At 41.5% G+C, this 18,345-nt stretch carries 28 protein-coding genes; all 28 read right to left on the reverse strand.

Translation table 11 applies throughout. The features are described 5' to 3' along the window. Positions 1 to 9 precede the first annotated feature (9 nt). Positions 10 to 546 (reverse strand): Rha family transcriptional regulator, encoded by a 537-nt coding sequence (locus E0H89_RS03545; RefSeq protein ID WP_131214492.1) that lies wholly within the window; start codon positions 544 to 546, stop codon positions 10 to 12. A gap of 122 nt (positions 547 to 668) precedes the next feature. Further along, positions 669 to 1,103, reverse strand: coding sequence for a phage tail terminator-like protein (locus tag E0H89_RS03550; RefSeq protein WP_131214494.1), 435 nt, complete (start codon positions 1,101 to 1,103; stop codon positions 669 to 671). Then, positions 1,100 to 1,474 (reverse strand): hypothetical protein, encoded by a 375-nt coding sequence (locus E0H89_RS03555; protein WP_131214496.1) that lies wholly within the window; start codon positions 1,472 to 1,474, stop codon positions 1,100 to 1,102. The genes E0H89_RS03550 and E0H89_RS03555 overlap by 4 nt, the downstream gene beginning before the upstream one ends. A 378-nt stretch (positions 1,475 to 1,852) precedes the next feature. Next, positions 1,853 to 2,221: a glutamate 5-kinase gene (locus tag E0H89_RS03560; protein ID WP_131214677.1), complete on the reverse strand. Its 369-nt coding sequence runs from the start codon at positions 2,219 to 2,221 to the stop codon at positions 1,853 to 1,855. Positions 2,222 to 2,229: 8 nt separating this feature from the next. Next, positions 2,230 to 2,613 carry a hypothetical protein gene (locus E0H89_RS03565; RefSeq protein ID WP_131214498.1) on the reverse strand — a complete coding sequence of 128 codons (384 nt, stop codon included), beginning with the start codon at positions 2,611 to 2,613 and terminating at the stop codon, positions 2,230 to 2,232. A gap of 4 nt (positions 2,614 to 2,617) precedes the next feature. Then, positions 2,618 to 3,058: a hypothetical protein gene (locus tag E0H89_RS16970; RefSeq protein WP_502698401.1), complete on the reverse strand. Its 441-nt coding sequence runs from the start codon at positions 3,056 to 3,058 to the stop codon at positions 2,618 to 2,620. 42 nt (positions 3,059 to 3,100) lie between these two features. Beyond that, positions 3,101 to 4,084, reverse strand: a complete 984-nt coding sequence (locus tag E0H89_RS03575; protein WP_131214500.1) for a major capsid protein — start codon at positions 4,082 to 4,084, stop codon at positions 3,101 to 3,103. A 3-nt stretch (positions 4,085 to 4,087) separates the two neighbouring features. After that, positions 4,088 to 4,813 carry a hypothetical protein gene (locus tag E0H89_RS03580; RefSeq protein ID WP_131214502.1) on the reverse strand — a complete coding sequence of 242 codons (726 nt, stop codon included), beginning with the start codon at positions 4,811 to 4,813 and terminating at the stop codon, positions 4,088 to 4,090. 99 nt (positions 4,814 to 4,912) lie between these two features. Then, positions 4,913 to 5,119 carry a hypothetical protein gene (locus E0H89_RS03585; protein WP_131214504.1) on the reverse strand — a complete coding sequence of 69 codons (207 nt, stop codon included), beginning with the start codon at positions 5,117 to 5,119 and terminating at the stop codon, positions 4,913 to 4,915. A gap of 200 nt (positions 5,120 to 5,319) precedes the next feature. Next, the gene (locus E0H89_RS03590) at positions 5,320 to 6,441 is read right to left on the reverse strand and encodes a minor capsid protein (RefSeq protein ID WP_131214506.1); all 1,122 of its coding nucleotides are present in this window, start codon (positions 6,439 to 6,441) and stop codon (positions 5,320 to 5,322) included. Continuing rightward, positions 6,407 to 7,789: a DUF4055 domain-containing protein gene (locus E0H89_RS03595; protein ID WP_131214508.1), complete on the reverse strand. Its 1,383-nt coding sequence runs from the start codon at positions 7,787 to 7,789 to the stop codon at positions 6,407 to 6,409. The genes E0H89_RS03590 and E0H89_RS03595 overlap by 35 nt, the downstream gene beginning before the upstream one ends. Before the next feature lie 41 nt (positions 7,790 to 7,830). Further along, entirely contained in the window at positions 7,831 to 9,147 is a 1,317-nt protein-coding gene (locus tag E0H89_RS03600; protein WP_131214510.1) for a phage terminase large subunit family protein, read from the reverse strand. Next, positions 9,131 to 9,658 (reverse strand): DUF2280 domain-containing protein, encoded by a 528-nt coding sequence (locus E0H89_RS03605; protein ID WP_131214512.1) that lies wholly within the window; start codon positions 9,656 to 9,658, stop codon positions 9,131 to 9,133. Before E0H89_RS03605 ends, E0H89_RS03600 begins: the two co-directional genes overlap by 17 nt. Positions 9,659 to 9,693: 35 nt before the next feature. Beyond that, positions 9,694 to 10,347, reverse strand: coding sequence for a putative metallopeptidase (locus tag E0H89_RS03610; RefSeq protein WP_131214514.1), 654 nt, complete (start codon positions 10,345 to 10,347; stop codon positions 9,694 to 9,696). Between the two features lie 51 nt (positions 10,348 to 10,398). Further along, positions 10,399 to 10,584: a hypothetical protein gene (locus E0H89_RS03615; protein ID WP_131214516.1), complete on the reverse strand. Its 186-nt coding sequence runs from the start codon at positions 10,582 to 10,584 to the stop codon at positions 10,399 to 10,401. A 45-nt stretch (positions 10,585 to 10,629) separates the two neighbouring features. Then, entirely contained in the window at positions 10,630 to 11,118 is a 489-nt protein-coding gene (locus tag E0H89_RS03620) for a recombination protein NinB (protein ID WP_131214518.1), read from the reverse strand. A gap of 206 nt (positions 11,119 to 11,324) precedes the next feature. Then, positions 11,325 to 11,600 (reverse strand): DUF968 domain-containing protein, encoded by a 276-nt coding sequence (locus E0H89_RS03625; protein ID WP_131214520.1) that lies wholly within the window; start codon positions 11,598 to 11,600, stop codon positions 11,325 to 11,327. Further along, positions 11,593 to 11,763 (reverse strand): hypothetical protein, encoded by a 171-nt coding sequence (locus E0H89_RS16405; RefSeq protein ID WP_165494011.1) that lies wholly within the window; start codon positions 11,761 to 11,763, stop codon positions 11,593 to 11,595. Before E0H89_RS16405 ends, E0H89_RS03625 begins: the two co-directional genes overlap by 8 nt. Before the next feature lie 568 nt (positions 11,764 to 12,331). After that, positions 12,332 to 12,883, reverse strand: coding sequence for a hypothetical protein (locus E0H89_RS03630; RefSeq protein WP_131214522.1), 552 nt, complete (start codon positions 12,881 to 12,883; stop codon positions 12,332 to 12,334). A 10-nt stretch (positions 12,884 to 12,893) separates the two neighbouring features. After that, complete coding sequence (locus E0H89_RS03635; RefSeq protein WP_131214524.1) at positions 12,894 to 13,298, reverse strand: DUF1064 domain-containing protein; 405 nt, start codon at positions 13,296 to 13,298, stop codon at positions 12,894 to 12,896. Continuing rightward, positions 13,276 to 13,593, reverse strand: coding sequence for a hypothetical protein (locus E0H89_RS03640; RefSeq protein ID WP_131214526.1), 318 nt, complete (start codon positions 13,591 to 13,593; stop codon positions 13,276 to 13,278). The genes E0H89_RS03635 and E0H89_RS03640 overlap by 23 nt, the downstream gene beginning before the upstream one ends. A gap of 75 nt (positions 13,594 to 13,668) precedes the next feature. Next, positions 13,669 to 14,187 (reverse strand): hypothetical protein, encoded by a 519-nt coding sequence (locus E0H89_RS03645; protein WP_131214528.1) that lies wholly within the window; start codon positions 14,185 to 14,187, stop codon positions 13,669 to 13,671. Continuing rightward, complete coding sequence (locus E0H89_RS03650) at positions 14,184 to 14,426, reverse strand: hypothetical protein (RefSeq protein ID WP_131214530.1); 243 nt, start codon at positions 14,424 to 14,426, stop codon at positions 14,184 to 14,186. The genes E0H89_RS03645 and E0H89_RS03650 overlap by 4 nt, the downstream gene beginning before the upstream one ends. After that, positions 14,423 to 14,902 carry a hypothetical protein gene (locus tag E0H89_RS03655; protein ID WP_131214532.1) on the reverse strand — a complete coding sequence of 160 codons (480 nt, stop codon included), beginning with the start codon at positions 14,900 to 14,902 and terminating at the stop codon, positions 14,423 to 14,425. Before E0H89_RS03655 ends, E0H89_RS03650 begins: the two co-directional genes overlap by 4 nt. Further along, a complete protein-coding gene (locus E0H89_RS03660) occupies positions 14,899 to 15,171 on the reverse strand; it encodes a hypothetical protein (RefSeq protein WP_131214534.1) in 273 nt (90 codons plus the stop codon). Before E0H89_RS03660 ends, E0H89_RS03655 begins: the two co-directional genes overlap by 4 nt. Then, on the reverse strand, positions 15,168 to 16,619 hold the full coding sequence (locus E0H89_RS03665) for a DNA cytosine methyltransferase (RefSeq protein ID WP_250697827.1): 1,452 nt from the start codon (positions 16,617 to 16,619) through the stop codon (positions 15,168 to 15,170). The genes E0H89_RS03660 and E0H89_RS03665 overlap by 4 nt, the downstream gene beginning before the upstream one ends. Continuing rightward, positions 16,616 to 17,374 carry an ATP-binding protein gene (locus E0H89_RS03670; RefSeq protein WP_131214537.1) on the reverse strand — a complete coding sequence of 253 codons (759 nt, stop codon included), beginning with the start codon at positions 17,372 to 17,374 and terminating at the stop codon, positions 16,616 to 16,618. The genes E0H89_RS03665 and E0H89_RS03670 overlap by 4 nt, the downstream gene beginning before the upstream one ends. Beyond that, complete coding sequence (locus tag E0H89_RS03675) at positions 17,371 to 18,303, reverse strand: replication protein (RefSeq protein ID WP_250697833.1); 933 nt, start codon at positions 18,301 to 18,303, stop codon at positions 17,371 to 17,373. Before E0H89_RS03675 ends, E0H89_RS03670 begins: the two co-directional genes overlap by 4 nt. Positions 18,304 to 18,345: the final 42 nt, after the last annotated feature.

Below are 18,345 nucleotides of genomic sequence, written 5' to 3' on the forward strand. Positions count from 1 at the left end.
TTAAATTGGCTATTCAAATAAGCAGGGCTGAATCTGCCGATCTACATTCGTAATCGCAGTTTGTAAGATATCTCTTTGTTTTTTCCAAGTTGATAGACCTTTACCACATGCACTGGCAATATCTTTTTCGCATTCTAATTTTGCATTCAAAGCTTCTCGTTTTTGTAGCAAAAAGAAATAATCTGTTTGCAGTAAGGTGCGAGCCTCAAAAAAGGCTCTTACTAATGCTTTCTTAAATTCACGAACCTTCGGACTATTACGCATGTAAGTTAAAAGCAATGTAGCTTGCTGTTCATTAAGAGCTGCATATTCGGTATGGCGACCACGTGTAGACTGGCGATGCTCCCAATTCGACATTTCAAATGCGGAATTCGACATTTCAAATGTGACCAAACCAAACTCAGAAAAATCAGACTTATAACTTCGAACAAGTTGGATGACTGATTTATGCTGAACACCCAGACCGAGTGCAATTTGTAAAGTTGTGGTTTTGGGTACACCCTTTTTAACATCAACAATTTTTAAAACTTCGATTTTTGCATTCATATTTAACTCCTTGAGTTGTGGTTAAAACTGAGAGTCGAATGCAGTAGGAATAACTCTCAGGCAATAAAAAACCCTGATCTAATTAAAGGTCAGGGTTTGGTGAGGTTGGTTGTGTAATCTGGCTAGTTCACTCGGTAAGACACATTCACATTGTATTGATAAAAACTCATAGTTGAAGGGTCGCCGATCGCTGATGAATGCCCCGCATCCAGAATATCTGCCTGAAGCATTTCCAGATCACCCACCTTATAGAACCGCATATGTTCAGCCCACTTATCAGCAAGTCTAGATAGTTCCAATGTTCCAGAGTGAAGCGGTGCAAATAACTGGATAAATACAATACCCGGTGTGCGAGTACATGGCTGATCACCAATACTGGCAATAAACGATCCTGCATTATTCACTGTGACTTTTGCCCAGATCTCTGCAGCTGGCGGCTCGTATGGCTTTCCACCGACTAGAGGATTGTTCGCTAATTGAATATTTGCTTTAGGCATGCCAGTGAACGCACCAACACGCGCAAGAATCGCTTGCAATGCTTGAGTATTGGTCATCATCTGTATTTCTCGCAAATGTATCGGAATGAAAGCGCGTAGACACCATTAGGTGCTTGCTGACTGTGGCCCATTTCTAAAGCAGGTCCATAGGGGCTTAATGTTTGGATATAGACAAGACCAGCTATTTTTGCTGTAGATGCCACTTTTAAGCCTTCGCTTAAGGTTTCATTGCCTGATAGGTCATAGCCCTTCTCATAAGCATTTTGCGGTGCATCCAGCGTAACTTTATGCGATGCTCGAAACTCACCATCCATCACAGGTGATCGAATAACGACTTGCTGTAATGTTTCGCCTACGATCTTTTTAAGATGGTCGTCTGCGGTTTTAAGCACATCAAGTGCAAAATTAGTCGGTTTGTTTTTCCATGACATAAATTTCACCCATTAAAAAACCCACCTTTTTACCGGTGGGTTTCTCTCTACCAAGGGATATTTTCATAGAGCCATTGTGCAATCTTGACAGCATTGTAAATCCTAAAACTCACCTTGACAGCCAATTTTACATTTTTAATAGATAATTTAGTTTTTATTAGTTTTTTTGAAATCACTTTATTTTCCTTTTCGTTTTTATTTTTTCTAAGAGTCGCGCGCGTCCCTTCTATAAAGGCTAGCTTGTTGCATCACCTTTTTTCTTGTGTACCCGAACGGGGACCTAAGAGAAATAAAATCGATTAGGAGTTTTAAGGATATAACTATCAAAACCAAACTGGCGTTATTAGATATTTATCTACTACATTTATCAACTATTTTTTATATTTTCCTCAACTGGCAAGTCCAAATACTACCGGTTGGATCAGCACCAATATTCACTACCTTAAAGCCACCTCTACTGGTAACCCAAACATCATCAATCTGTGGAATACCTGTAACTTCATTTTGCAGCACGATAGCTTTGGAATCTGTCACCTGATAATCAGTCGGTTTGACCATGTCTTTTAGATATGAGCCAAATAAAACGCCACGCCCTGAATATGATTCATCACCAACAACCGGATAAGTCTGCGTTTCAAAGTCAAACTCACCAGAGTAAATCAGTTTTTCACAAGTGAAAGCATCGACGGCATCAGCCAGATCCTCATCAAATGCAGCTGCAAGTTCTTCCTGAAGTTCATTTCTCATACCCATGGCTAAATCCTTTTTAGGAACTGTACTGAAGATCGCTTGGTATAGGGTTTGATCAAATCAAGGATGTATTGCTCATAGGTATTTAGATCTTCCGAGCCTGCTGCAAAAGTCTTTGATACGCTAGTTCCAGATTGGGCCGATACTGTCTTACTCACCACCGTGGCAGTTTTACCCTGGTAAAGCTTTCCGGCAAGAATTCCTCTAATAATTTCATATGAAGCCAGCTTAATTGGTGCTGGTACTATTGAAGAATCAAGATATTCTTTCACATTACGTGAGCGTAAATATGCATCTACTTGGGAGAGCAAACGAGCCTTGTCACTAGCGCTTTGACCAGCAAATTCAGGCACGTTTTCCAGCACTTCTGTTTCAGTGACAAAGCTCATTGGTTTATTCCTTTGGTTGATCCGCTTCTTCTGCTGCTTTCGCGGCTTTGGCTTCTGCAGCAGTAGGCTTTTTGGCCTTGGTTTCAAGTTCTTTTACTTTGGTCTTCAGATCATCATTTTCAGATGTTAGCTTTTTAACCGCATCACGCTCTTTATCAAGCTGATCAGTCAATTCAGTATTTTCAGCTACCACCTTTTCACATTCTGCTTTTGCTTCATCAAGACTAGCCTGAAGCTCAGGAGTGATGCCTACGTTTAGTGAAACTGTTTGGCTTTTAGGCTGATTATCGAGAAATGCATAGGCTTGGTCGACCAGATCAGCATCAGGAAAATCATCATCCACTTCAACCGAAGTGGCACCACCGATTACACCCAAGAATGAACTTCGATAACAAACATTAGGATCGGGATGCTTGGGAATATTTTCTGTATAAACTACTTTCATCTTTATGCTCCAAAACAAAGGCGACCGAAGTCGCCATGTTTATTAAGGTGTTGCCGTACCAGAGATAACCGCAGCAAATGGAACCTGCTTACGATCAAATACACGCTCCCAGTTTGCAGCGCTTGCATACTGTGCAATGGTTGGAGAAGTATTTGGATTGGTGTTGCCCTTCCATGAGAAACCTGCAGGTTGCAACAGGTAGGTTTTGCGCTCCCAAAGGATTTCAGCACCACCACCATTACCACCAGATGGCTTACGTTCGAGCTCGACAGGGACTTTAGGTGTACCTTCACCGTAACCGAATGCACCGGCACCAAAGATCAGAGATAGGTACTGTCCATTGCCGTAGGTCAGTCCGTCATCCATAAAGATCGGCTTACCTAAATAAGTCGCTAGAACAATGCGCCCCTCTGAATCTCGTAAGTACTCAATAAGGTCTTGCTTTACCATCTGATTCATTACAACCGAATGCACACCCATTGCTGAGAATTGATCGGCTGTATCACCCGCGGTGAATGCGGCATCCTGAAATGCGTTTGCTGAAATCGATGCACCTGCATCAATGACCATGTCACCACCGTCATTTGCGATATTGGAAGCAATCACACCTCGGGCAGAGCCAAGCAAGTAACGCTGCCATTGGCGCTCCCAGTATTTACCGAAACGGTTACGAATATGCTGCATTGGCTCTGAATTGGCCAGTTCAGCGGTTAAATCCGCTACGCCATATCCTTTGTTTAGATACAGTGTACGAGCTTGCATTGAACCTTGAGCCGCTTTACCAACCTCGCCTAAGTCATCTGGATCATCATTTGACAGGTTGGGTGCTTCATCTGCATCTAGATCTTGCCAGTATGCAATTGTAGAAGACCCTTGGCCATTGTTAGCAATCGCATCTAATGCTTCGTTTTTAACAACGATGCCTGATTGATAGACTGCAGTTTTTTCAGGAGAGTTAACTGGATCGAGTGTTTGGTAGTAATCCCCAACAAAGATATCCGTTAATTGTGTAGTGGTGCTTGGCATATATTATGCCTCCTTAGTTTTGACTAATTGCTGAAATGCATTTGGATTTTCACGAGCTAAAGTGGCTCGCTCTGCTTCTGTATAGTCAGACCATTTTTTGCTTGGAGTACCCGAACCAGGTGCACCAGAACCATTTGCTTTAGGCCAGAAATAAGCTTTCTTCTCACGTAAGCCTTCAACCCATTCTTTTGGTGATAGTGGATTGGTGCCGTCTTTCCCAATAATCACTTCCCCATTTGCATCGATGGCCACAGCCTTGCCGTTTTCATCTAAAGAGAATTGAGATTGAGCCAAGAAGGCAATATCTGCTGTAGCCTCGTTTAAGGCCCCTAGCTCAACTGCTGCTTGCACGATTTGACCTTGGACCACTGACTGCTTGAACTTATTTGCATAAGCTTCAGCTTTATCTGCACGCTGCTTTTCAGTTGAAATTAAGCGCTCATGTTCCTGTCGCATCTTTTCGGTACGTTTCTGGATGACTTCATCAATCTTGCCCTCGGCAATGAGTTTTGACTCTTCATCCTGACCAGCTTTACTGAGCAACTCTTTAACTGCAGTAAGATCCACACCTTCTAGTTGGGACTTAATCCCACCCAGTTCGGTTTTAAGATCTTTGTTGGCTTGAATAAGATCGTTGTTTTTGGTTTTTAGACCCTGTACCTGTTCATCAACTGCCTTTTGAATGGCTGCTTTGACTTCTGGATTTTCTAAATCGATTTGGTCTGACATTGTTTATTCCTTGAATAACCGCCTGGCGGATTTGAGATACCTGAGCTTTGCGCAGGCATAAAAAAAGACCCGTTTGGGTCTAGGTTTGGATTTGGTTGTTTAGGTGCTCACACCCTTTTTAAACTCAGACATGATGCGATCAATAAGCTTATTAAACTCATCTTTCGACTCGAACTCAAAGTCGTAGCAATCCACCATTTCCAAGTAATCAATAAGGTAACTTCTGAGCGATTCATTCGACTTGGCATGTTGTGCCTGATATTCGAGAAATTGAACCCCTTTCTTAATCGTTTCTACTCTTTCCATTCGTCCAAGCCTTCAAAATTAAGTCGTAAATGATTTGCTGTTCAGGTGTGGTCATAGGGCTACCGGCTTTCTAACTGAATAACCAAGACTAATCCACATCATTTGTCTACGCACAGCGTTGGCGCGAAATGGAATTAAAACGAGATCCATGCTCAAGATATGGCGAATCTCACTAATATCTAAAACCGATGTTATTTGCCTCACAATCCCAACTCCTTAAACGTCTTCGCATCCAGCGCCTTCAACTCATCCAGCGTGTACATAGCACCTTGCGGATCGACAAACTTATCAATGCTGTACCTGCCTTCTTTGTAGAGCTTGTAGCGTGCTGGGCCGAGCCATTCTTTCTGGAAAAACTCATCGGTCCGGTCAAAGAATTTCTTAAACGATGTATTGGCATCAAGTTGACCAATCAGGTCTTTACGCTCATCCTTTGGAATATCCTTGACCTTACGCTCATCCATTACAAAAGGACGCTTATCGGCAATATCACCATCAGCATCACAGCCGACCAGTACAGACCGGCAGTTATAATGAAGTGGCGGTTTTGGATAAGCCTTATTGATGTCATAGACATTGGCATCTAATGACGCGCACTGTTTAGAAGTCCTGCCATCCAATGTGCTGACGAATTTCACATGAGTAAAACCTAAAGCTTTCCAGGTATCGTCATATGAGATATTTGCCACATGGCTTCGAGCCGTCCTGACTGTTCGTTCAATCTCTACCTTGGTCGCATCCCAGATACCACCAACATAAGCGTATTGATTGCCTACCTTGGTTCGCTTGCCACGAATACGGGTAATGATTTCCAGATTCGTCTGGCCCTGATTGATACCGTCACGAATTGCATATTCAACCTGCTTTCGAGCCTTATCTAGTACAAAGCCAAACATTTCATTAATGAGCTGGCCGCCTGCCAATGGAGTAGACTTTGCTTTTTTATAAAGCTGCTCCCCACTGACCGAAGCTGCTGCACCTGTCATCAATTGACTGACGTAAGATGCTTCATACACTGCCATACTGACCGCTGATTGATGAAAGGTCTCTGGCACCTCAACTGAAATCTCTTTAAATCGATCATTCAGCAGGCTTCGAATTTCTTTCAATTGATCTGTAGTGTATTGACCACTCGCCAATGCGATCCTTTCAGCATCAGAGAGGTTTTCAAATAGCTCACGTAGCTCTAACACCATCTTATTGGACAGGCCGTAAAATCGGCTTAAAACTTCATTTACAGCTCGAGTCGAAGCTCGATAGCTATAGGCTGAATGTTGGCTTAAAGCACTAAGTATTGCTCGTTGCGCTATTTGGTCGTTCATAGTTCATACCCGGTAAAGCACCCGCATTTTCTTGTTCAACTCTCGCCACCTCATCCTTATAGTCATGCTCTGGCAAATTACCCGTCGCAATGTATTCCCAATAAGTCTGGAATGAGTTTTTACCAGCAATGGCGCCTTCATAAAGTTGTTTAGCCAATTCGATGTCATATGCGGTAGAGCTGAATTCTGGCTTAACACTGAATGTATATTTTGACGGGTCCAGCTTTAACCACTGAGCTGCATATTTGATTGCCTGCTCAATTGCTTCAGCTGCACACATGACAATGCTATGTAAGCTTGCATGCTGGTCATCCTGTCTAGCCCGACGTGCTTCACCCGACTCTTGCGTATTGGTATCAATAACTTTAGCCCCTGCTTCTAATGCTGCATTTTTCTGTGCATCCATTTCAGCTTTGGTTTTGTCGATACCAACCCCAGTGATTTCTAGGTATCCACATTTCGACTCTTTAGGAAGAAACCATGCTGCCATCACACCAGTCACAGTAAGATCATCGTTATCATCCAATCCACTAATCCATGGTTGTGGATGAGCTGTATGATGTAAAGACTGAAAGTAATCTGCTGATAACTGATAATACTTTAATGCTGCCTTTGCCATGGTAAGTAGCGGTACAGTGCCCACGCTTGGGGCATTGTCTGTTGTTCCACAGAATACAAAAGGTGTGAAATTCAAACTATTACTGCCAAGTGTCGGTGTTTTATCTTGCTCGGTGCTACCATCAAATAGCCGTACATTTAAAGAGCCATCTTTTAGGCCTAAAACCCGTTGAACAGTCTTGGTACTATGACTAAATTCATCTTCACTATTCTCGAATTGCTCCTCGAGCACTACAAGGTTTAAATCTCGACGACCCCCAACATTGTTTTCCTTCCAATTGATGATAGATAAAGCGTTATAAAGTGCGAAATATGGTTTCCCATCCTCATCTACATCAACCAAAAGACCACAGCGTCCATATTCGAGCAATTCCAATACAACTCGAATGAATAATTGCTTCAACCCAAATCCATCATTAGTAGCATTCTCACTTAAACCAACCATCAAGCTGCCAGGCAAATTGATTTCGGGATTCAGTTTAGAAACAAGACCGATCATCGTTCGTAATGAATCTTGAACCCATAGAGGATATTGAGCACGAGAGACATAACCTTTATAAATTTCACCGGTTAGATCACCCTGCTTTTCCGCCTCAACCATCCCTGCTGATTTTGATAGATATTGGGTCGTTGCCAATTTAATAGTTTCTTCACCGGCTACAGCATCCTGCATTACCTGCCAGCTTTTCTTTGCAGCAATATACTGCGGATGTTGATCTGTAACAGCCATAAATACACCAATAAAAAAGCACCCCGAGAGGTGCAAAATGTTTAAGCCATACCGCGAATTCTACGAATGCCTACAGCCTTTTTATTAATCGGGAATAGATAAGCAATTGGATAAGTACCCGCATCATTCATGTGGTCAAATCCTGCTTTTTTATCTGGTTGACCATTCTCGTCGTAAATCTGACGCTCCTGGCATTTCGCAAAGTGCGGACACTTGAATGTATTCACAAACAAGCGTCTTTCACCCAATGTATTGCAGAGCAATGAATTCATGGAGTTGATACGATCTTTTACAGCCGGGTTAGATGCATTCACATAAACCTTAAGTCCTGCTTTTTTCAGCATCGCAATATCTGTTTCACTTGCATTGTTTGATTTGCGGTTATCACCTGAAGCATCTGGATAAACACCAATTGAATGCTTTGGATACCGCTCTTTAATCGCTTCAATCATTGCAGGTGTATCAAATAGATTCACAAACTCATCTACTGCATGCATGGTGTCACCACGACGCACATAAACCACAGCAGCCATTTTTGTAACGTTAAAGTCCATGCCGATATGAAGCGTGTCACCATCTTGAACTGTTTCATTTGAGCTATTAAGTACCCGGTTAAAGCAGTAATAAATAACACCCTGATAACTTTCAAAACTTGCCTCATATTCCTGACTGAATGTTTTCGGGTCCATCTTGCGCTTGGCAACAATGATTTCCGATTCAGGAATATTTCCACCCTGCAGCGATGTATATGAAAAGCTGCGGCAATCTGGTTCATGTCCAGGCTGGCCATCCATGAAAGTGTCATAGCAATGGTTAAAACCTTTTGGTGTACCAATCCTTAAGACATGACCACCAACACGCTGAATACCATTCACAATGTACTTACAGGTTGAGAGCATCGGGCGAAGTACTTCTTCCCATGCTGCCCACTTACAGTCAGCCCATTCATCAATGATCAGAAAAAATAGACCAGATCCACGAAGGTCGTCATAGTTATCAAGGCCAACTACACGAATGACATGGCCACTTTTTAGGGTGATCGTACATTCAGTTTCGTTTGGTTTTCCTGCACGCCATGAGGCCGGAATTGCCTGTTTTAATCGTTTCCAGAAAACACGCTTTGCCTGTTTAAAAGTGGGCGCTGCATACCAGATCTCATCCTCAACCGACACATTCCACTTTGCTGCCAATCGTGCAGCTCGACGCATTTCAGCCTTAGCTAAAAAGGTTTTACCGAAACGACGACCGCATACAGCATCACGAAAACGCGCTTCAGGCTGCCATCCCCATAAATAAATATTTGCTTGCTTTGGTGTAAGTTTTACTGCGCCATCAGGAGGATTAAAGAATTGGCTCACGCGGTATCTCCTCGTCAGGCTCCAAAGGTAATTTGTAGTCTTCTTCTGGTGGGCGTTCTTTCGGTGGATTTACTTCACGTTGAAGTTTTTCAAGCTCTAACCTTTTGATCTGAAGCTCTACTTCTTCTTTAGCTGATATACCACCCTTAGCAGATGAGCCACCCATTTGAATCAATCCTTGAGCTTGTTTTAAAACATTAGCTTTCATCATTTTATTCTTGCCCCAATCGTCATACATTTTTTGGAGTTCTTTAAAATGAAATGCTTTGTTGGCTAAAGGAATATCCTCAACATTTGCTCTAAAATCTTTTCGGGTTTTATAAAACAAGTCCTTTAATTTCTGACTCATCTTTGCGCCAGTTGGCTTGGTCGGATCGTAATTTGCGCACTGCATTCTTTCGATCTCAACCTTAAAATTATTCTTTACAGAGTCGGCGACTTGTTGAGGTGTTTCAAAACAAGCAAGACTTTGAACTATAAAGATTTTCATAGGTTCAGTGAGTTTTGCCATAACCACCCCTTTGTATAGCTACGTAAAGAATTCTCCTACGCAAGTTTCAATAAACACGTACCGCATGCATGAGCAATATTAGCCCGAGATATAGTTGGACCATTGTTTGCAAGCTCTACCATTTTTTGGACGTCTGGTGATGCACCGTAACGCTGGACAACTCCGTGGAATTCTTCAACATCATGACCACGTAAAAATAATCGAGGCTCACCCATAGATGTATATTCAAACTCACCAGTGTTCTTATTGCGCTTATGTCCAATGTGATAAAGCTCATGCTCTATTAAAGCCATGAAATCCACATCACTCATCACTTGGCACACACGCGCATCCAATGTAATAAGAAAATCAGGCACATCACCAAACCATTCTATGTATTGCACTTCCTGACGACTTTTCTTCCAACCACCCACATTGATCATTACTTTTTCAGTCTGACCAAGCACACGCTTCTCTTTTGCTTCACATGTGTTGTAAGCCCAAAGGAAAGAGATATCAGGAATATCCAAACTCAATAAGTGTTCATGGTCAGGGTTATGGAGTGCTGCCCACTCATGAAGAAAGGTCTCTTTAATCCATGGCCATAAATCGTTATTGGCTGGCTCAAAATGAAGAAGACCACCACTTTCCATAAATTCTTCATCGTCATCAAAGTGATGATCTTGTTCAGGTGGATATGGTCTTTTCATAATCTTCACCCATTAAAAAACCTCCCGGAGGAGGTCTTTATTAAATCATTTCTATGCAAATATTTTTTCACGTCCCATAAATCCCAAAAAACGATTCAAGTCGTCATAATTTGGAAAAGAGACTGATCTATAAACTTCCTCAGAAAAAAAGATTTTTATAGAGTTGTTTTTATCATTAATATTAATAAATAAAATTTGATCAGTGTTAATAACCGCATCATCCACTTGAACTAACATTTTTCATTCTTCCTAATTATCTGAAGAATATATATAACATGAAATCTACTCTACCCAACACCACTTCAAATCATCTGGCACAGTCAAATGAATACCTAACTGTGTAACAGTAAAATCATGTACGCAATTCAAATATTCAGTCATCTGCTTGACGCTTAACTTGGTCGTACTGCAAAGTCTTATCACTTGCTCTGCAATCACTCTGTATTCTTCACATTCATTCTGCTTCAACATAGCAATTGCTTTGCATGTCTCAGCAAATTCCTGATCATCACGACGATAGATATAAACTAAGAATTTCTTTTTAAACTCAAAATGCAATTGATCTTTGTGTGTACCGTTCTTCTTTTCGATTTGACCTAACCACATCCAATACAATCTATTCTGAGCTGCTGACCGGTCATCCTGCTTCTGATCAATCACCACTCTTAACGGCTTGCCCTCATTAATCGCCTGAGTGTAATTGGAATCTATGAAGTTGACTGCCTTATCAATGTCTGCTTTTGATTGAATAGGAAACACGGCTTTTTGCATTTCCTCTCCTTAAAACTTATCATGATGCAAAATTACAAAATCAAGAAACCGTAATGCTTTATCTCATTGGCATCTTATTTTTAGGATTCATTATCTATTACTACAGACTAGATCAGGCCAACTCCACATCAGGTGAGTTTCTTCTTTATCTATGCATTTCATTGATCATAATTTGCATTGGTCGAGCCTGGCGTGTTCTGACTTAATCAAAACACCTCTCTATCTTCCACACTCAACATCCGATCAGTCTTCCCAAGCATCTGCATAAACCATGCTTTCGACTCATCACGATTCATGTATTGATATTGGTCTAGCCACTGGTGGCATTTCACACACAATGGAATGGTATAAGCATCATCTGCTTTAATACCCCTGCCTTTGCCATGTTCTGACCAATTACTATGAGCCGCTTGTGATTCAGGATTTCCACACTTCACACATGGCAATAATCGAACCGCAGCTAATCGCTTGGCATCACGCATGCAGCATATTTCTTAAATTCTTTGATCGCTCCTTGAATTGGGCAATCTTCTTATCAACAAGCATCATTTCATCGCGTGACATTAATCCGCGTGACAGGGCTTGCCATTTGGTGATTTCAGCTTCGTATTTTTCGATATTCCGTTTTGCTTCTACTTTGTCCATAGGAAATCCCAACCTTCCGGTATTTCCGGATAGTTCAAATAAGAAAAGAAAAACCCCGCCAATAATGCATATTGAGCGGGGTTTTGTGTGCCGTAATACGTCCGGCAATAGAGAAATTATTTAATCATCTTTACCGCATTTACGGCATTCTTGGACATATCCACGCTTTGGGTCGTAATCGAACTCATAAGCATGAAGGCAGAATAACTTTCGAAAGAATTGGAGCATGTGGATCTCCTGAATTTGGGTGGCGGCACCCGATTTCAAACCACTTTGATTAAAGGAAGCCGCCATAGGTGCCCTGATATTGCTTACACAGGCATTTCTCAGGGCATTAAAAATCAGTTATACGGTATTTCCAGATAACTGACTTGGTAGTGTTGTTTTTAATGGCTCACAACTGAACGTGTTAAGAGGTCGCCAGTCTCAAGTAATACCCACCTTTTAAAACTATATGGTTTCTGCAGAAACAAAAAAGCCCACCTTTCGATGAGCTTTAATATTTGGTCAAACCGTAATACGGCCAGTATAGTAAAACTATACCTTAGTCTTCGCTAAAACGAAATACCTATGCTCGCATTTCTTTGTAAGTATTTTTCTTATACAACTCAATAGCCTTGGCTGCCTCATCAATAGCAGACTCAATAGCAAGTACCATCAGTTTTTCATAACCCTTCCATGTCATACGATAGGTATCTACACCCATCTGATTACCGCTAATGCCTGCATAAGATAAACGACCTTTGGCGGTATAGTTATCTTCCAAATCTGGATCCAAGGCAAAATCCATAACCATGCGTGCAATCTGCCATGCCAAATGATACATAGCAATATGCTCAGGCTCACGCTTCTTATCTTCAGTCGCATTGGCCAACATAATTTTAGCCAGGTGATTGCGCACATACTCATAATCACTTTCTGACTTACCATCAAACACAATCAAAGCTGTCACTGATTTGGCCAACTGGGTATCCATTGAAGCAATAGCACCCAAACGATCTTCATAATTCAAAGGCTTCTCCCCCGTACCACGAACACTCGGTTCATAATTGGCTGTCTTAGCAGAGATGCCACGAGTCAACCATTCAAATTGTTCAAACTTATCCGCTACTGCATTCATCCCAAACCCCTTAAACTTCGCTAATGTCTATGTCGTGTACTGATTTCATCAAGTGTTTTTTAGATCTATAACTTGCTAACTTTCTTGTTGCTACCGACTTCACATCCTCAACAATCTGCACCCCATCCTTCAGGTATGTGAAATCTGCGTAATATCTCAAAGCAGGCTTAGCCCTCTTTTCACCTGCAATTTTTACTTTGGGTGCCAACTCAAATTTGACCTGACACTGTAAATCTTGAATTTCACCTCTCTGCATTTGCGCTGTAAGCTCGATATAGCGTTTGTATTCCTTTTGGCTATCAAACTTCATTCCATCCTTTTCAATCTTCACAGCGTTAAATTTGTTGCGCTTGGTGGCAGTCTTACGACCACCGCCATACTGTTTGCGATATTCAGCGAGTGAGATTGATGTCATTGGCACCATCCTTTTGATGCAAACAAGTCATGCGCTCCATATATTCACGTTCTGCTTTCTCCACTGCGGCTTCATGCTCTCGCTCCCATTTCAAGCGCAACCACGTTGCTAGGGGTAATATGCAGACCAGAACAAGGCTGAATAACCAAATAATCAGTACAAAAACAACTTTCCCGATTGTCTTGAAAGCACTGATAAGCTCATCACATGCATCCCATAGGTCGTAAAAAGAATCCTTTGCAATTTTCTTTGTTCCATTTTTAAAACCAATTAGTGTTTTAAGATGATTATTCATACTCACTTCCCCACCAACCAACCCAAGAAAAACCCCATCGCCATACAGATGAGGCCCACAAAAACAGCCTCAAGATTACTCATGCTCACCTCGCAGGATTTCTCTCACCTCATCATTGAAACGAAGTGCTGTACCAAATGTGGGTAGCTTCTTTTGAGCCACTATTGATATTTTGCGAAGCATATTTTCGGCAAGGTTTCTTTGATCAACTAGATTTCGAATACACTGAGATTTATCCTGCAACTCATCCCGCTCTTTTTTCACCCCGATATAACAAGCCTCCATGTTGTTGAGTTGGGTTTTAAGGCTGTCGATTTCTTCCTGTTTTTTAGCCAGCATCATTGCCTGATTTAGATTTGCTTGTCCGAGGGCATGGATCTCTAATTGGTGTTGATTAATTTTGGCCTGTTGGTCCTGCAAGCAACGAAAGACCTGCCAATACTTACTTTCAGGTTTGAAGTGTTTATCTTTTTGATAATAAATTCCCTCAAATATTTCTGAGAGCATTTGAATCTCAAATTCATCCTTGTCGGTGTAGTCAAAAAGGAAGTGTTCAATAAACTGCTCTCTTAAAATGCGCTTAGGCTCACTCATCTCTCACTCACCTTTGTATTCGGGCTAATGTGATTACGGATATCGCTGCAATGGTTAGCTTCCAAACTTTTAACTTTCCGAATCTCATCGTTAAACATGGTTAAAAAATCAAATGCACCACCGCTTGCCACAACAAAATCTTGATGAACCTCTTTTACTGTGTAGATTGTCGTATCAACAGAGCCTGTGTATTGCACTTGATCACCAACCACTAACCCTAATTTTTCGATTAAGTTCATGCCACCACCATCCTTTGAATGCGATTTAATAAAGTTGCAGCCGGATTCACTTGCTCAACCATTCCGACACACGTTGCAGTAGCCCATGCACTCACTGCTGTAAGTCCTTTTAAGTCCTCATCCACTGCCTTGATCCATTGGTCAGATACGCCGGTCCAGCGTAACTTCAAGCCGTCACGCTCAACCTTGATATGCTTTGCGCCACTAATCACCTCTTTGATGCTCATCAACTTGTTAAATGACCATTCCATTTCATGCTCATGGATAGTTCCGTCATCAGCCTTGGCAGTCGTTTTAATCACAACATTCCAGATTTGCTTACGGTCTACACGATGAGCCAAAAACAACGGAACAAATGAACCCTGGTAAATCTTCACCAGGTCATCATCATTCACATCACGATCCAGTTCTTCCACGTATTCAGCTGTGGATAGAATTTCCCAAGTTGCAGATAATTTTTGCTTTGTTTTTTTCATGCGTTCACCCCTTTCAATTGAGTTGTTTTAACCACTCCCGCTTTTAAAGCCCACTGCATACATTTGTCGCAGCGGCAACCCAATTTTCTATAAGTGTCACTGGTGCCATGGTTTGTTTTATGGACTTGGATTTCTGCTTGTTTAATTTCCCCACCATTCGCCAAAAACTTAGCCATTTCGGTTTCAAGTTCAGCACGCAATTTGCGTTTGTCCTGAATGTATTTGGCTGATTCACCCACGTTTAGAAATTCTTGTTTTGATAGGTTCATGCGGCACCTCGATATTTCTCTTCGTGTTTGAAATTCGCTTCTACCAAAGCTTTAGAAAGGTCAGGCGGCACTGAGTTCCCAACCATTCGTGTTTGCTCAGTTTTTGTTAATGAAATTTGCTGACCATGCTCGTTGGTACCATGAGTAAAAATGTATGAATCTGGGAAGCCTTGCGCTTTAAACAGCTCAACCGGTTGCAACATACGAAAACCAATATCTGCAATTTCATAATCCTGCTGTCCAATCGTGACCAATCCAAAACGATCACGTGTTGGAATTGTGCGTAATGGCTCATCTACTGAATTACCGTCTTTTTCATTGCCGTAAAATGCTGTTAAAAAAGCACGTACTTCTGCAAATTGATTAACCGTTGTGAGTGTATGTATTGGTTCGTCAAGATCCTGACCAATACAGCCGTTTTTCATTTTTGATAAATGGCTAACTACAAGTGAATTGTGATCTTTGGCTGTAATTGTATGTACTGGTTCTCTCAAGCCACTACCAATCACACCTGTGTAGTTCTTGGCTAAAAAAGCAGAAATTAGCGCATGGTGACCACCTTTTGTTTGAGCGCAGATGGTTCTTAATGGCTCATCAATTGGCATTGAACGTTTATTAGATGCATTGGCACATTCTGTTAATACTGGTGCGATACCATTCACAACAAATGGCTTTTGATTATTAAAAACGAATTTCTTTAAGCCACCTGCAATACGTTCAAGTGTAGCTGTGGCCAATGGCCGTTTACGTGTAAAGATACTTGGGCAATCAAGTGACCAATCGATACATTCTGCTGCTGTGCGCCAAGGTTTCAAAAGTCCTTTTTGCACCTGGTTGGAATCAGGATGGGCATGTGTAGGTTCAGGCCATTTGATCGATAAGCCATCACGACGAGCAATTAAAAAGAATCGTTTACGAATTGTTGGTGATCCATAATCACAAGCACGTAATTCACGATAATCAACTGAATAACCCTGACGTTTAAGTGCATTCACAAATGAATTAAAGGTACGTCCTTTCTGTTTTGGACAAGGTTTACCATCAGCACCTAAATCACCCCATGTTTTAAATTCTTCGACATTCTCCAGCATGATTACTCGAGGGCGAACCTTTGCAGCCCAACGTAATGCAACCCAAGCTAAGCCACGAATTTTCTTTTCAACTGGCTTGCTTCCCTTCGCTTTAGAAAAGTGTTTGCAATCTGGTGATAACCAAACAAGGCCTACTGGTTGATTTCCAGTGACTTCAATTGGATCTATATCCCAAACACTTTCACAATAGTGCTTAGTATCTGGGTGATTGATACGATGCATTGCCAATGCTTTTGGATCATGATTTATTGCAATGTCCACTGGTCGCCCAAATGCCTGCTCTAGACCAGTAGAAGTTCCCCCACCACCAGCAAAGTTATCAATAATTAATTCATGAGGAAGTAAGTTAAAATTCACACCCCACCCCCTACTCGCCCTAAACGCTGATCCGCCCAGTTGCATTCAACTACCGTCAATCCACCTTGCTGGAATCGAGACCAAAGACGGTCTCCTAAATCTTTTTGAAGTTCAGCCAATGTGAAATTTGAAATCAGCATGGTTGGCTTCATTGCGTCATAACGTGCGTATAAAACTTTGTGAACAAGCTCTAAACGCTTATCCCGGTCATGCAATCCGTACTCATCCAGAATCAATAAATCGTATTGAGTGAATTCATAAATCACTGATCTTTCACTTGCGTCTTTGGTGTCCTTATCCCAAGCACGCATGATTTTTTGGGCCATCTCTTCGCTTGTGATATAGCGAACATACATACCCTTGTTGAGCAACGTGCGAGCTGTAGCGCAACTTAAATGGGTTTTCCCTACGCCAGTCTTACCCACCATGACAAAGTTGTTTTTAGCGCCAATCAGGATGTTTTTAGCGTATGAGATTGATTGGTTAAGTGAGTTTTTCTGTCCTGCATGCTGAACGATGTAATTTTTAAAACCTGATTCAGCGTGACGTTCTGGAAGCATGGCACCTGCAAAATGCTTCTCACGTACCATCTGATCAATTTCTTTCTGACGGTTTTTGTTTTGAGCTTCCACCAGGTCTATGGCGCATTGCGGGCAAATCTGATTTGGACCTGCTTGAACTTTTGCCATGTTGTGTTCAGCGCAGAATACTTGAACCTTCTGAAAACCGTCTGTAAGCAAAGCCATGGTATTCATACAAAATCCTCCGGTATCTCAACGGATGCAATCTCTCCTTGGAATTCAGGAATGTTGTTCCATGCGTCGTTGACGTTGCGGTTGTCTTGTTTTTCAGAAGTAGATTTTGGTTTTTGAGTAAACTTGCGTTTCATCCACTTCACAAAGTTTGCATACATCTGGCTGTCAGTAAGTTGACCTGATTTCAAACGTGGTTCGTAGTGAGCATTGATCTCAAGTAAGACTTGGTTGACCAGTTCTTGAGTCATTGGCATTTCGCCTGATCTTTGCAACCAAGAATTCAAAGAATGGAGATCAGGTGTCCAGAGATTTAAAACTGCATCGACTGAATTTTCTTGTGTGATTTCCTCTTTAAAGTTTTCTTTAATATTTTCTTTTAAATCTATTTCTTTTACAGAGTGACATTTGATGTCACTAGTGGTGGGTACATTTGATGCTACTGGTGTAGTAGCATTTGATGTCACTGGTGTGGTGACATGAGATGTAACTACATTTGATGTAACTACATGAGATGTAGTGACATTTGATGTTACTGCTTCAATAGAGATTCGATCATCTAGAGTTAATGTGTAGGCACTACTTTTGCCCATTGATTTGGTGATGCTGATTAGTTGAAATTTAGCCAAGTCAGCCATGCATTTGCGTACAGTTCTTTTATCCTTAATTCCAGTGATCTTCATTACTAAAACTTCACCCATGGCTTTTTGCTCAAGGTGAAATCCTTTAATGTGTCTATTCAAGAGAACGATGCATTTAATTGCATCACCGCTTAGTGCGGCTAAATACCCCTCATCACAGATGAAATTAGGTAAAGGTGAGTACCCCTCATCTTTCTTCGACATAGCTTGCCGCTCTAATTTTTTAGCAGTCGATGGATGCAACGGTATATCGTTGTCAATCTCCTGCCTTTGTGCTAAATTTGATTTCATGTTCATTTTCTTCTCTCCAGTCGAAGTGAATACAAAAGCCTG

It is taken from the genome of Acinetobacter sp. ANC 3781, assembly GCF_004331285.1.
GTDB lineage: Bacteria > Pseudomonadota > Gammaproteobacteria > Pseudomonadales > Moraxellaceae > Acinetobacter.